This is a genomic window from Parviterribacter multiflagellatus (assembly GCF_056863265.1).
Genome location: NZ_JBXPIZ010000010.1, coordinates 21546 through 34308, shown reverse-complemented (window position 1 = coordinate 34308; position 12763 = coordinate 21546). Strand labels below are relative to the sequence as shown.

The 12763-nt window shown below is 74.4% G+C and carries 13 protein-coding genes; 9 read left to right on the top strand and 4 right to left on the bottom strand.

The genetic code is table 11. The features are described 5' to 3' along the window. Positions 1–14: 14 nt before the first annotated feature. Positions 15–1157 carry a D-alanyl-D-alanine carboxypeptidase/D-alanyl-D-alanine-endopeptidase gene (locus AC1UE5_RS20765; RefSeq protein WP_482927122.1) on the bottom strand — a complete coding sequence of 381 codons (1143 nt, stop codon included), beginning with the start codon at positions 1155–1157 and terminating at the stop codon, positions 15–17. A gap of 114 nt (positions 1158–1271) precedes the next feature. On the opposite strand from AC1UE5_RS20765, the gene mce reads away from it, so the two are divergent. From mce to AC1UE5_RS20745, 4 genes are all read left to right on the top strand, one after another. After that, on the top strand, positions 1272–1685 hold the full coding sequence (mce, locus tag AC1UE5_RS20760) for a methylmalonyl-CoA epimerase (protein WP_482927120.1): 414 nt from the start codon (positions 1272–1274) through the stop codon (positions 1683–1685). Next, positions 1685–1903 (top strand): hypothetical protein, encoded by a 219-nt coding sequence (locus tag AC1UE5_RS20755; RefSeq protein WP_482927118.1) that lies wholly within the window; start codon positions 1685–1687, stop codon positions 1901–1903. The genes mce and AC1UE5_RS20755 overlap by 1 nt, the downstream gene beginning before the upstream one ends. A 95-nt stretch (positions 1904–1998) precedes the next feature. Continuing rightward, positions 1999–2664 (top strand): class I SAM-dependent methyltransferase, encoded by a 666-nt coding sequence (locus AC1UE5_RS20750; RefSeq protein WP_482927116.1) that lies wholly within the window; start codon positions 1999–2001, stop codon positions 2662–2664. Positions 2665–2698: 34 nt separating this feature from the next. Further along, complete coding sequence (locus tag AC1UE5_RS20745; RefSeq protein ID WP_482927114.1) at positions 2699–3856, top strand: glycosyltransferase; 1158 nt, start codon at positions 2699–2701, stop codon at positions 3854–3856. Here the strand turns inward: AC1UE5_RS20745 and AC1UE5_RS20740 are convergent. Beyond that, positions 3853–5205 carry an FAD-binding oxidoreductase gene (locus AC1UE5_RS20740; RefSeq protein WP_482927112.1) on the bottom strand — a complete coding sequence of 451 codons (1353 nt, stop codon included), beginning with the start codon at positions 5203–5205 and terminating at the stop codon, positions 3853–3855. The genes AC1UE5_RS20745 and AC1UE5_RS20740 overlap by 4 nt on opposite strands. A 57-nt stretch (positions 5206–5262) precedes the next feature. On the opposite strand from AC1UE5_RS20740, the gene AC1UE5_RS20735 reads away from it, so the two are divergent. From AC1UE5_RS20735 to AC1UE5_RS20715, 5 genes are all read left to right on the top strand, one after another. Then, entirely contained in the window at positions 5263–6537 is a 1275-nt protein-coding gene (locus AC1UE5_RS20735) for a hydroxyacid-oxoacid transhydrogenase (RefSeq protein WP_482927110.1), read from the top strand. A 55-nt stretch (positions 6538–6592) separates the two neighbouring features. Next, positions 6593–7405 (top strand): AttM family quorum-quenching N-acyl homoserine lactonase, encoded by an 813-nt coding sequence (gene attM / locus AC1UE5_RS20730; RefSeq protein WP_482927108.1) that lies wholly within the window; start codon positions 6593–6595, stop codon positions 7403–7405. 20 nt (positions 7406–7425) lie between these two features. After that, positions 7426–8118, top strand: coding sequence for a GntR family transcriptional regulator (locus AC1UE5_RS20725; protein WP_482927660.1), 693 nt, complete (start codon positions 7426–7428; stop codon positions 8116–8118). Between the two features lie 69 nt (positions 8119–8187). Then, positions 8188–9762 (top strand): M48 family metalloprotease, encoded by a 1575-nt coding sequence (locus AC1UE5_RS20720; protein WP_482927106.1) that lies wholly within the window; start codon positions 8188–8190, stop codon positions 9760–9762. Between the two features lie 54 nt (positions 9763–9816). Next, positions 9817–10581, top strand: a complete 765-nt coding sequence (locus tag AC1UE5_RS20715) for a BclA C-terminal domain-containing protein (protein ID WP_482927104.1) — start codon at positions 9817–9819, stop codon at positions 10579–10581. Here the strand turns inward: AC1UE5_RS20715 and AC1UE5_RS20710 are convergent. Both AC1UE5_RS20710 and AC1UE5_RS20705 read right to left on the bottom strand, forming a co-directional pair. Further along, positions 10578–11867, bottom strand: coding sequence for a phospholipase D-like domain-containing protein (locus tag AC1UE5_RS20710; RefSeq protein WP_482927103.1), 1290 nt, complete (start codon positions 11865–11867; stop codon positions 10578–10580). The two genes, AC1UE5_RS20715 and AC1UE5_RS20710, sit on opposite strands and share 4 nt — an antisense overlap. Continuing rightward, on the bottom strand, positions 11864–12727 hold the full coding sequence (locus AC1UE5_RS20705; RefSeq protein WP_482927101.1) for a diacylglycerol/lipid kinase family protein: 864 nt from the start codon (positions 12725–12727) through the stop codon (positions 11864–11866). Before AC1UE5_RS20705 ends, AC1UE5_RS20710 begins: the two co-directional genes overlap by 4 nt. Positions 12728–12763 lie beyond the last annotated feature (36 nt).

Below are 12763 nucleotides of genomic sequence, written 5' to 3'. Positions count from 1 at the left end.
GATCGCGCGCGCTGCTAGCCGCGGCGGACGATCGCCCGCGCGACGCGGTCGACCTGCGTCTTGCTGCTGCCGAAGACGGTGAACGCGACCTTGCGTCCCTTCGCCGTCGTGCAGAGGCCCGCGAGGTTGGAGACGCCGGAGAGCGTGCCCGTCTTGGCGCGGCACTTCGTCCCGGTGAGGCGGCCGCGGAGCGTGCCGCTGCCGGCCTTGACGAGGAGCGACTCGGCGCCCGCGCGGCGCAGCGAGCGCAGGACGGAGACGACGGCCTTCGCGCTGCCGGTGTCGCGGCGGTCGAGGCCGCTGCCGTCGACCAGGGTCGTGCCGGGGCGCTGGACGAGCCTCGCGCCCGCCGCCGTGGTGGCGGGCACGACGCCGCGCGCGGCGGCGATGCGCTTCGTGAGCATCTCCGCGAAGAAGTCGTCGGACTCGGCGAGCATCGTGGAGATCAGCTCGGCCATCGTCGGGGACGGGACGCTCGCGATCTGCGTGCCGCCCGCGATCGGCGTCGTGGTCGTGCCCGGGCGGTTCGGGAGCACGATCCCCTTCGCCTCGAGCTGGTCGTCGAACTTCGCGGCCGCGAGCGGGAGCGGGTCGCCGCTCACCGGGCCGCCCGGCGTCGTCTGGCCGAGGTCGTAGGAGAGCGCGCTCAGCGGCGCCTTCAGCTCGGGGTCGAACGCGCCGCCGGTCGCCGGCCCGCCGCGGACGGTGTCGAACAGCGACTCGTCCGCGATCACCGCGCCGGTGATCCGCTTCACGCCCGCCGCGGCGACCTGGTCGGCGAGCGTGAACGCCTGCGACGTCCCGAAGGTCGGATCGCCGTCGCCGTGGAGGACCAGGTTCCCGTGCAGCGTCCCCGCGACATCGAGCGGGCCGGTGGCCAGCACGGTCGTCTTCAGCGTCCCGCCGCGCCCACCGAGCCGCTGCAGCGCGGCGAGCGAGGTGAGCAGCTTCGTGGTCGAGGCGAGCGGGCGCTTCGCCGTCGCGCGCCGCGCGTAGAGGCTGCGGCCGCTCTTCGCGTCGGTGACCTGGACGGCGACCTGCGTCCCCTTCGTGAGGCGGTCGAGCTCCTGCGTGAGCGTCTGCGCCGGCGCGGCGGCCGGGAGGGCGAGGAGGGCCGCCGCGACAACCGCGGCGGCGAGGGAGGGCTTCCGGGACATGGCGGCGGCCACGCTATCCGGCCACGCCAACGTGCAACCAATCAGTTGCGCTACGATGGCGGCGTTCCCATGACCAACCGATCTCCCAGCCCGTCGTCTAGCCTCCCCGCTTGCATGTTCGCCCGGATCGACCATCTCGGCGTCGCCGTCACCGACCTCGACGCCGGCATCGAGCTCTACGAGCAGACGTACGCGATGAAGCTGGTGCACCGCGAGACGGTGACCGAGCAGGGCGTCGAGGCCGTGCTCCTCGATGTCGGCGAGAACCACGTCGAGCTGCTGCGCCCGCTGTCCGAGGACACCCCCGTGGGGAAGTTCCTCGCCAAGCGCGGGCCCGGCCTGCACCACGTCGCCTACCAGGTCACCGACATCGAGGCCACGCTGGCGCAGCTCAAGGGCGCCGGCGCGCGGCTCATCGACGAGACCCCGCGGATCGGCATCCGCGGCTCGCGGGTCGCGTTCCTGCATCCGGCGTCGTCCGGCGGCGTGCTGACCGAGATCGTCCAGCCCGCGGAGGGTGCTCACTGATGGCAAGCGTGCAGCGGATCAGCATCGGCTTCCAGGCCTCGCCGCCTGTCGCCCTGCGGGTGTCGGAGGAGGAGCTGAGCAAGCTCAACGGCGCCCTCGGCGGCGAGGGGTGGCACGACGTGGCCGGCGAGGACGGCAACCTCCGCCTCAACCTCGGTGTCGTCGCCTGGGTGCGCGTCGAGAAGGACGAGCAGCGGGTCGGCTTCGGCCTCAAGTAGCGCCCGCGCGCAGTCCCAGCCTTGACCGAAGGGCCGGCGCCACGCCGGCCCTTCGTCGTTGTGCGCCCGTACGTCTTCCAATACAGTTGTACGTGATGACGAACGCACCGCAGGTCTTCGACGCGCACGCCGAGGCGTACGACAGCGCCCGGCGGCGGCTCATCCCGCCGTTCGACGCCTTCTACGGGACGGCGGTCGGCGCCGTCCCGGTCAAGGCGAAGACCGTGCTCGACCTCGGCGCGGGGACCGGGCTGCTCAGCGCGATGGTGCGGGAGGCGCGGCCCGACGCGGCGCTGACGCTGCTCGACGGCGCGCCGGCGATGCTCGAGCAGGCGCGGGGGACGCTCGGGGAGGACGGCGTGTCCTACGTCGCTGCGGACCTGACGGACGCGCTGCCCGAGGGGCCGTGGTGCGCGGTCGTCAGCGCGCTGGCCATCCACCACCTCGACGACGCCGGCAAGCGCGACCTGTTCGCGCGGGTCCACGCCGCGCTCAAGCCGAAGGGCGTGTTCGTCAACGCCGAGCAGGTCGCGGGGCCGACGCCGGACCTCGACGCGCTGTACCGCGCCTGGCACGAGGAGCGGGCGCGCGCCGCGGGCAGCGACGACGCCGAGTGGGCCGGCGCGGAGGAGCGGATGCGCTTCGACCGCTGCGCGACCGTCGAGGACCAGCTCGCCTGGCTGCGCGAGGCGGGCTTCGCGGACGTCGACTGCCGCTTCCAGGACCACCGCTTCGCGGTCCTCGTCGCGCGCAAGGGGTAAGCGGCCCGTAATCGGGAGCGGAGAGGGTGCGGCCATGCGCATCCTCTTCGCCTCCACCGCCGGCGCCGGGCACATCGGGCCGCTGCTCCCGTTCGCCCGCGCCGCCCGCCGCGCGGGGCACGAGGTCCTCTTCGCGACCGCTCCCGACGGCGCGCCGCACGTCGCGCGCGCCGGCCTCCCGCACCGCCCGATCGGCGCGCCGGATCCCGACCGGCTCGCCGGCGTCCACGCGAGCATGCGCGGCCTCCCGCGCGAGCAGATGATGGTCGCCGCCGTGCTCGACCTGTTCGGCCGCACGTACGCCGGCGCGGCCCTCCCCGGCCTGCTCGAGACGATCGGCCGGTGGCGGCCCGACGCCGTCGTCGCCGAGTCGATGGAGCTCGCCTCGCCTGTCGCTGCCGCGGCGCACGGCGTCCCGTTCGCGCGCGTCGGGATCTGCCTCTCGACCGCGCTCGAGCTGCGCGGCGGCGCGCTCGCGGCGACGGTGTACGACGAGCTGCGCGCCGCCGCCGGCCTCGGCCCCGGGACGCACGCGTTCGAGGAGGCGCCGTTCCTCACGCTCGCCCCGCGGGTCGTCGACGGCGACGACGCGCCCGCCGACCCGCCGAGCGTCCTGCGCCTGCGCGACCCCGACCGCCCGGCCGCGACCGGCGCGCCGCGCGACCTCGTCTACGTCTCGCTCGGCTCCGAGGCCCCGATCCACAGCCGCGGCTACTTCCCCGCGCTGTACCGGGAGATCGTCGACGCGGTCGCGCCGCTCGGCGCGCACGTCGTCGTGGCGATCGGCCACCAGCGCGAGCCGCACGAGCTCGGCCCCGTGCCGGCCAACGTGACCGTGCGCCAGTGGGTCGACCAGCGCGCGCTGCTCCCGCACACGGCGGTGACGGTCACGCACGGCGGCTCGGGCTCCGGGCTCGACGCGCTCGCGGCGGGCGTCCCGATGGCGGTCATCCCGCTCTTCGCCGACCAGCCGATGAACGCCGAGGCGATCGTCGCGATGGGCGCGGGCGTCGCGCTCGACCAGGACGACCTCAGCCGCCTGCCGGCCGCGGTCGTCGCGCTCGCGCAGGACCCGGCGTACCGCGACACCGCGACCGCCGCGGCCCGCGACATCGCGGCGCTGCCGCCGGTCGACGCGGGGATCGCGTGGCTGGAGGCGCTCGCGCAGGAGCGCGCCGTGCTGGCGGCTTAGGGCAGGACCGCGCCGGGGTTGAGCAGGCCGGCGGGGTCGAGCGCGCGCTTGACCGCCCGCAGCGCGGCCAGCTCCGCCCCGCCGCGCGCCCGCTCGAGCCAGCGCGCCTTCGCGATGCCGACGCCGTGCTCGGCGCTGATCGTGCCGCCGCACGCGAGCACCAGCTCCAGCACGGCGTCGTCGGCGCGTTCGTCGTCCGGGTCGGGACCGAGCACGTTGACGTGGACGTTGCCGTCGCCGAGGTGACCGAAGAGGATCGCCCGCGCGCCCGGCACCGCATCCGCGACGGCGCCCGGGACCGCGTCGAGGAACTCGCCGAGCCGCGCGAGCGGGATGCCGACGTCGAGCTTGTGCGGCACGCCAGCGGCGTTGATCGCCTCGGTGTGCCCCTCGCGCAGGTGCCAGAGGCGCTCGCGGCTGGCGGTGTCGTCGGCGATCAGCGCGTCCTCGATCCCCGCCGCCTCCAGCGCGGCGGCCAGCTCCTCGGTCGGGTCGGTCGCGCCCGCGCACTCGGCCAGCACGTACACGGGGGAGCGCGAGGCGACCGGTGACGAGCGGCGCTGGTAGTCGAGCACCAGCGAGAGGCCGTCGTCGAGGAAGAAGTCGCACGCGTCGAGCGACGGTGCGTGTCGCCGCAGGCATGCGAGCAGCGACGCCGCCGCCTGCGCGCTCTCCACCGGCACGAGCGCCGCGACCCGCACCGGCAGCAGCGCGCTCGTCCGCCACCGGACCGCGGTGATGACGCCGAGCGTGCCCTCAGAGCCGACGAGCAGCGCGCTGAGGTCGTAGCCCGCGTTGTCCTTCGTCAGCCCCGCCAGCCGCGAGACCACCGTCCCGTCGGCCAGCACCGCCTCCAGGCCGACCACGTGCGCCCGCGCCGTCCCGTGGCGCAGCGCCCGCGCCCCGCCCGCGTCGCACGCGACCACGCCGCCGACCGTGCACGAGTCGCGCGCGCCGAAGTCCAGCCCCGCGTCGAGCCCCGCGTCGCGGCAGGCGGCCTGCAGCGCGGCGAGCGTCGCGCCGGCACCGACCGTGACCTGCCCGAGCGCCACGTCGACCTCACCGATGTCCGACAGCCGTGCCAGCGACAGCAGCACCTCGCCGCCGCGCGGGACGCTTGCGCCCACCAGGCCGGTGTTGCCGCCCTGGGGGACGATCGCGGCGCCCGCCTCGGCGCACGCCCGCACCACCGCGGCGACCTCGGCGGCATCGCCCGGCCGCACGACGGCCCGCGCCTGCCCGCCGAACCGGCCCGTCCAGTCGCGCTCGTAGGGCGCCCGCAGGTCCGCGTCGGTGAGCACGTGGCGGTCGCCGACGATCGCGGCCAAAGTGGAATTGAGCTGCCCCATCGCATGTGACATGCTACTCGCGTTCCGTCCACCGTGTCGAGGAGGAGAGGCCGCCCAATGGCCGCCGAGCACGAGACCATCTTCACCCTCGAGGCCACCCCCGTGAAGTTCGGGCCGGGCGCCTCGCAGGACGCCGGCTGGGAGCTGAAGCGCCTCGGCGTCAAGCGCGCCCTGCTGGTCACCGACCCAGGCGTGGCCGCCCTCGGCCACCCCGAGCGCATCAAGGGCCTGATCGAGGCCGAGGGCATCGAGGTCGTCGTCTACGACCGCAGCCGCGTCGAGCCGACGATCGACTCGCTCCAGGACGCGTGCGACTTCGCGCTGGAGCACGGCGTGGACGGGTTCGTCTCCGTCGGCGGCGGCTCGTCGATGGACACCGCGAAGGTCGCGAACCTGATCCTGTCGCACCCCGCGCCGGTGATGGCGTACGTCAACGCGCCGGTCGGCGAGGGCCGCAAGCCGCCGAGCCCGCTGAAGCCGCACCTGGCGATCCCGACGACCTCCGGTACGGGCAGCGAGGCGACCACGGTCGCGGTCCTCGACATCCCGGACCTGAAGCTCAAGACCGGCATCTCGCACCGCTACATGCGCCCGTCGCAGGCGATCGTCGACCCCGAGCTGACGCGCTCGCTCGCGGCCGAGGTCACCTCGTCCGCCGGCCTGGACGTCGTCTGCCACGCGGCCGAGTCGTTCCTGTCCAAGCCGTTCGACACCCGCCCGCGGCCCGCCGGCCCGGACGACCGCCCGCCCTACCAGGGCTCCAACCCGGTCGCGGACGTGTGGTCGGCCAAGGCGCTCGAGTTCGGCGGCAAGTACCTGCGCCGCGCGGTCGAGAACCCCGACGACGTCGAGGCGCGCGGCTTCATGATGCTCGGCGCGACGATGGCGGGCGTGGGCTTCGGCTCGGCCGGCGTGCACATCCCGCACTCGATCGCGTACCCGGTCGCCGGCCTCAAGCACGTCTACGAGCCGCCCGGCTACCCGACCGACCACCCGTTCGTCCCGCACGGCCACTCGGTGATCGTCAGCGCGCCGGCGTCGTTCCGGTTCACCTACGAGGCGATGCCCGAGCGCCACCACCACGTGGCCGAGCTGCTCGCCGGCGAGCCGATCGAGAACCCGGGCCCGGACACACTGCCCGACGTCCTGACGCAGCTGATGAAGGACATCGGCGCGCCGTCGGGCATCGCCGAGCTCGGCTACACGGAGGACGACATCCCGGCCCTCGTCGACGGCGCGCTCAAGCAGCAGCGCCTGCTCGTCATCGCTCCGCGCGAGCCCAGCGCCGACGACCTGCAGCAGATCATCCGCGCCTCGATGCGCAACTGGTAGCCGCCCCGGCTACCGCCCGTCCCGCACCCACCCCAACCACCCGGAGGTCATCCCGATGGCTGTCACCACCGACGGCGGCGTCAAGCTGCACATGTTCGAATGCGGCACGCTCAAGTGCCACGTCGAGAACATCAAGATGAACCAGGGCCTCGGCGAGGAGTACGAGATCCCCGTCCCGTGGTTCCTGATCGAGCACCCGCGCGGCCTCGTCGTCATCGACGGCGGCAACGCGGCCGAGTGCGCCGACGACCCGGTCAAGCACTGGGGCGGCATCTCGGACGTGTACTGGCCGACCATGACGGCGGACCAGGCGTGCGTCCCGGCGCTGAAGGCGGCAGGATTCGATCCCGCTGACGTGCGCTACATCCTCAACTCCCACCTGCACCTGGACCACACCGGCGCGATCGCGGCGATCGACCAGTTCCCGAACGCCGAGGTCGTCGTCACGCGCACCGAGTACGAGTACGCGCACGCGCCCGACTGGTTCGCCGACGGCGGCTACATCAAGGCCGACTACGTGAAGCCGGGCGTGAAGTGGTCGCTGCTGGAGGAGAGCGAGGACGGCTACGACGTGTTCGGCGACGGCACGATCCGCTGCTGGCGCACGCCGGGCCACGCGCCGGGCCACCAGTCGTTCGAGGTCACGCTGCCCAACAGCGGCGCCATGCTGCTGACGGTCGACGCGGCGTACACGACCGACCACTGGGAGGAGAAGGCGCTGCCCGGCTTCCTCGCCTCGGCGGTCGACGCCGTGCGCTCGGTGCGCAAGCTCCACCACATCGCGCGCCGCAGCGACGCCACCGTCGTCACCGGGCACGACCCGGACGCGTGGCCGACGTTCAAGCAGAGCCCGGAGTTCTACGACTGACCGAGTCGCCGGATCCTGAGCTGGACGCGCTCGGTGGGCCGCGCTCGACGCTGACCGACCAGGCGATCGTCGCGCTGCGCGCGGCGATCGTCGACGGGCGGTTGGCGCCGGGCGAGCTCACGAGCGTCGTCAAGCTCGCGGACCGGCTGGGGGTCTCGCGCACGCCCGTGCGCGAGGCCCTGCTGCACCTCGCGCGGCAGGGGCTCGTGCGGTTCGAGAAGAACCGCGGCGTGCGCATCCTGGAGTCCTCCGCGCACGACCTCGACGAGGTCTTCTCGCTCCGCCTGCTGCTGGAGATCCCCGCCGCGCGGCGGGCGGCCGAGCTGGCCACCCCGGCCGACGTCGAGGAGCTGGCGGCGGCGCTGGCCGCGATGGCCGAGCGGATGGCCGAGGACGACGAGGCCGGCTTCATGGAGCACGACAAGGCGTTCCACGAGGTCATCCTCCGCGCGGCCGGCAACCGGCGGCTCGTCGCGGTGGTCGCGGGGCTGCGCGACGCGGTGCGCTTCCGCGGCGCGTCGACCGTGGGGCGGGGCCGCGACCTGCAGGCGATCTACGCCGAGCACGAGCGCCTGCTGGAGGCGATGCGCGCGGGCGACGCGGAGGAGACGGCGAACGCGATGCGCGACCACCTCGTCCGCACGCGGCGGCTGCTGCTCGCCGGCGACCTGGCCGACCTCGGCGGGGACGACCCGCCGTGGGCCGCGCGCTGATCGCTCGTCACCTCTCGCTCGCGCAAGGTTCGTGTTGCATCCGCGGTCGCGGCGGGTAACGGCCGCGACATGAGCGACCAGACGACGGATCGTCAGGCGCGCGTCGGGGGGCCCTCGTTGGTCGGTCGGGCGATCCTCGCGCTAGCGCTGGCGGTCATCTTCCACCTCTTCGCGCTGGCCTTCGCGGCGGCGCTGATCGGCATCCCGGTGGCGCAGTACGCCAGCGGCGGCGGGTTCCCGATCTTCATCGCGGTCCTGATGATCGCGGCGGGCGCGTGCATCCTGTTCGCGCTCGTCCCCCGGCGCGCCAAGGTCGGCGAGCACGGCCCCGAGCTGACCCGCGAGGGCCAACCGCACCTCTTCCGCGTCGTCGAAGAGGTGGCCGACGCGGTCGGTCACCCGATGCCCGACGCGATCCACCTGGACGCGGACATCAACGCGGGCGTCCTGGAGGAGGGCGCGCCGCTGCTGCCCAAGCGCAAGGTGATGGTGCTCGGCCTCCCGCTGGTCGAGGTGCTCACCGTCGACCAGCTGCGCGGCGTGATCGCGCACGAGCTGGCGCACTACGCCGGCGGCGACACGCGGGTGAACCTGTGGGTGGTGCGGACGCGGATGGCGGTCGGCCGGACGCTCGACGCGTTGCACTGGGACGAGGAGGACCCGGGCTGGTTCGAGCGGCTCGTGCGGTGGCCGTTCGAGCTGTACGGGCGCCTCTTCCTGCGCATCACGGCCGCGATCTCGCGGCGCGAGGAGTACGCGGCCGACGCCGTGGCGGCGCAGGTCGCGGGGCGCGACGCGCAGGTCGGGGCGCTGCGGCGCATCGCCGCGGGCAGCGCGGCGTTCGACGCGTACTGGGACCAGGAGCTGGCGCCGCTGCTGGAGCGCGGTGTGCGGCCGCCGGTGGGCGAGGGCTTCCGCCGGTTCCTCAGCGCCGAGACGATCGACCGCGACGTGCAGGTGGTGCTCGGCCGCCGGCTGGAGCGCAGCAAGCACGACCCGTACGACAGCCACCCGACGCTCGCGCAGCGGCTGGAGGCGCTCGGCGCCGGGCCGCACGACGATCCGCAGGACGGCAGCGGGCCCGCCGTCGAGCTGCTGCTCGACCGCGACGGGTTGGAGCTGCAGCTGCTCACCGCGCTCGGCGGCGACGCGGCGCGGGAGCTTGAGCCGATCGGCTGGGACGAGACCGAGCGCGTGTGGAAGGCCGGCTACGCGCAGATGGTCGAGGACCTCGGCGACACCCTGATGGGCCGCACGGTGGGCGAGGCGCCGCTGCTCGCGCGCGACCTGGACGGCATCGCCGGCGCGCTGCAGCGCAAGCTCGAGACGACGCCGGGGTTCCGGGAGCCGGAGGACGACGACGCGGCCCGCGGGCTGGCGTACGACCTGCTCGCCTCGTCGATGGTGCTCGCGCTCGACCGTGCGGGTCAGCCGCTGCGCACCGGCCCCGGCGAGCCGATCCGCGTGGGCGACTTCGCGCCGTTCCTCGAGCTGGGGGAGATCGCGTCCGGCGAGGCGAACGCCGAGCCGCTGGTCGAGCGGCTGCGTGCTGCGGGCGTGGCCGACGCGCCGCTGGTGGAGCCCGCGGCGGCCGAGGAGCGCTTCACGCGCGACGAGGCGCGCGAGGCCGTCGGTGGCGACTGATCTGCCGTTCGCCGGACTTGTGGGGCACGAGGCGGGGCGCCAACATCCCGCCTCGTGCTCTCCCGGATCCGGCCCCACCTCACCTACGCGAACGTCGCCGCGACGCTCGCGCTGCTCTTCGCCATGTCGACCGGCGGCGCCTACGCGGCGTCGAAGATCCGCGGCAAGGACATCGCGAAGAACACGATCACGTCGGCCAACGTCAAGGACCGCACGCTGCTGGCCAAGGACTTCAAGCGCGGCCAGCTCCCGGTGGGACCGCGCGGCGCGACGGGCGCGACCGGTGCGTCCGGGCCGAAGGGCGACCGCGGCGCGCGTGGGCCGGAGGGCGACCGTGGGCCGCGCGGCGATGCCGGAGCGCGAGGCGCGACGGGGCCGGCCGGCGCCGTCGGGCCGGCGGGTCCGGCCGGTCCGGCCGGCCCCGTCAGCCAGGGCGACTTCGGCTACGGCCACACGTCCGGCCCGACCGCCGTCACCGCCACCCTCGGCGGCAGCGCCGTACCGCTCGAGGCGTCGCGCGAGCTCGACGGCGTGACCTTCACCGCTCCTGGCCAGATGACCGTCGCGGCCGCGGGCCGTTACCGCATCGCTTGGGCCATGCGGCAGACCGCGTCGGCCACGGTCGACGCGCTCGTCACGGTCAACGGCAGCCCGCTCGAGCAGCTCGTCGACGAGCCGGATGACGCCAGCGACCGGCTGGCCGGCGAGGCCATCGTCGGCGGCATCGGCGTCGGCGACGTGATCCACCTGCGGTTGCGCGGCGCCGGCACCTCGGTGACCGTCGACCGCGCCTGGCTGCTCGTGGAGCAGGTCGACTAGAGCTCGCGGCGCGCGAGCTTGAGAGCGCGCTCCTGCACGCGGTGCGGGAGCGAGCGCTCCTCCCACCGTGAAGGCGAGATCGCCTCGCTGACCTCGAGGTCGCGCTCGAACTGCTCGTGCAGCCGCCCCGCGAACCGCTCGGACTGCACGCACAGCGTCGCCTCGTCGTGGAGCTGGAACGAGCGGTTGTCGAAGTTCACCGAGCCGACCGACGACCAGACGCCGTCGATCACCATCGTCTTGGCGTGGAGCATCGTCGGCTGGTACTCGAAGATCTCGCAGCCGCACGCCAGCAGCTCGTCGTAGACCGCGCGGCCCGCGACGCGCACGAAGCCCTTGTCGATGTGCGGGCCGGGGACGAGGATGCGCACGCGCACGCCGCGGTCGGCCGCCTCGCACAGCGCGTCGACGAACGCGGGGCGCGGCGCGAAGTACGCGGCCGTCAGCTCGATCGTCTCCTTGGCCGACGCGATCGCGAGGAAGTAGAGCGCCTCCATGTCGGTGTCGCCGACCGTCGCGCTCGACCTGACGACCTGCATCGGGCCGCCGTCGTCGACCTCGTCGAGCTCGGGCAGGTGGTGCTCGCCGACGAGCACCTCGCCGGTCGCCTCCAGCCAGTTCTCGGCGAACGCGCCCTGCAGCCCGCGGACGATCGGGCCGCGCACGCGGACGTGGGTGTCACGCCAGTGGTCGGGATCCTCGGCGTTCCCCGTCCACTCCTCCGCGATGCCGACGCCGCCGGTCATGCCGACCTTGCCGTCGACGATCAGCAGCTTGCGGTGCGTGCGGTTGTTCAGCCGGCGCCACGCGTACGGCTTGAGCGGGCGGAACCGGGCGACCCGGACGCCGGCGTCGCGCAGCTCGCGCAGCAGCCCGAGCTCCATCTTCACCGTGCCGAGCGCGTCGAGCACGAGGTTGACCTCGACGCCCTCGCGCGCCTTCTTCGCGAGCGCGCGTGCCACGTCGGTGGCGATGTCGCCGCGCCAGTAGACGTACGTGACGAGGTTGATCGTGTGCTCGGCGCTCGCGATCGTCTCCAGGAAGACGGGGAAGATCGCGTCGCCGTTGATGAGCAGCTCGACGTCGTCGCCGGTGGAGATCGGGGCGCCGGTGAGCGTCTCGGCCGCGCGCATGAACTCGACGCTGCCGACGTCCAGCCCTTCGTTGCCGCGCAGCTCGTAGCCGGCGTCGCCGTGCTCGCGGCGATGGCGGAGCGAGTCGGACGCGTACCAGGCGCCGAGCACCGCGGCGATGCCGACCGGCCAGCGGGCCTCCTTCCAGTTCACGACGGCACCACCACGTCGACCTGGCCGAGGACGGTGAAGCGGGCGCGGTCGAGCGCCAGCACCTCGCCGTCCACGTTGAACTCGGGGTCCTCGGCGACGTGCAGCTCGACGTCGGCGCCGCGCACGTGGCGGACCTCCTCCTCGTGCACGAGCCGCCCGCGCCGCATCGCGTAGGCGCGCCGAAGGAGCTTGACGCGCGGGCCGGCAGGGACGATCGCGACGTCGAGCCGGTGGTCCTGCGGGTCGACGCCGCCGGTGGAGCTGTCGCCGCCGAACGCGCCGGTCGCCGCCACGAGCACCTGCCACGCCTCGCCGGCCCAGCGCTCCTCCCCGTCGCAGCGCACCGTCACGTGCAGCGGGCTCCCGCCGACGGCCGCGCGCGCCGCGCCGACCGCGTACGCCAGCGGGCCGAGCCGCTTCTTCAGCGGGCGCGCCTTGTGGGCGGCGAGGACGCTCAGGCCGGTCGCGGCGACGTTGACGAACGGGCGGCCGTCGGCGTCGGCGACCTCCGCCACGCGCGACCCCGCACCGTTCGCCGCCAGCTTCGCGGCCGCCTCGACCCCCAGCGGGATGCCCGTCCAGCGCGCGAAGGAGTTCGCGGTCCCGATCGGCACGACCGCGAGCGGCAGCCGCGCGCGCAGCGCCAGCGCGCCGGCCGGCCCGAGCGAGCCGTCACCGCCCGCCGCGACGATCCGGTCGAGCCCGGTGACGTCCACGGCGTCCGGGGCGTCGCACACCTGACCGAACGGGAGCAGGCGCACGTCCGCCCCCGCGTCGGCGAGGAGCTTCCGTACCTGGTCGGCGCGATCCGCGGCGCCGGACTTCGTGTTGGCGACGAGCCCGAGCCGCACCGTCGTCATGTTCCTCCTATCGTGACCGCCGTGTCTGCACGTCCC

Excerpts from the sequence above, each read along its gene's own strand:
- AC1UE5_RS20735 (WP_482927110.1), top strand. The coding sequence starts at position 5,263 with ATGGCCGCCGAGCACGAGACCATCTTCACCCTCGAGGCCACCCCCGTG.
- AC1UE5_RS20740 (WP_482927112.1), bottom strand. The coding sequence starts at position 5,205 with ATGGGGCAGCTCAATTCCACTTTGGCCGCGATCGTCGGCGACCGCCAC.
- AC1UE5_RS20705 (WP_482927101.1), bottom strand. The coding sequence starts at position 12,727 with ATGACGACGGTGCGGCTCGGGCTCGTCGCCAACACGAAGTCCGGCGCC.
- AC1UE5_RS20720 (WP_482927106.1), top strand. The coding sequence starts at position 8,188 with ATGAGCGACCAGACGACGGATCGTCAGGCGCGCGTCGGGGGGCCCTCG.
- attM (WP_482927108.1), top strand. The coding sequence starts at position 6,593 with ATGGCTGTCACCACCGACGGCGGCGTCAAGCTGCACATGTTCGAATGC.
- AC1UE5_RS20765 (WP_482927122.1), bottom strand. The coding sequence starts at position 1,157 with ATGTCCCGGAAGCCCTCCCTCGCCGCCGCGGTTGTCGCGGCGGCCCTC.
- AC1UE5_RS20745 (WP_482927114.1), top strand. The coding sequence starts at position 2,699 with ATGCGCATCCTCTTCGCCTCCACCGCCGGCGCCGGGCACATCGGGCCG.
- AC1UE5_RS20755 (WP_482927118.1), top strand. The coding sequence starts at position 1,685 with ATGGCAAGCGTGCAGCGGATCAGCATCGGCTTCCAGGCCTCGCCGCCT.
- AC1UE5_RS20750 (WP_482927116.1), top strand. The coding sequence starts at position 1,999 with ATGACGAACGCACCGCAGGTCTTCGACGCGCACGCCGAGGCGTACGAC.
- mce (WP_482927120.1), top strand. The coding sequence starts at position 1,272 with ATGTTCGCCCGGATCGACCATCTCGGCGTCGCCGTCACCGACCTCGAC.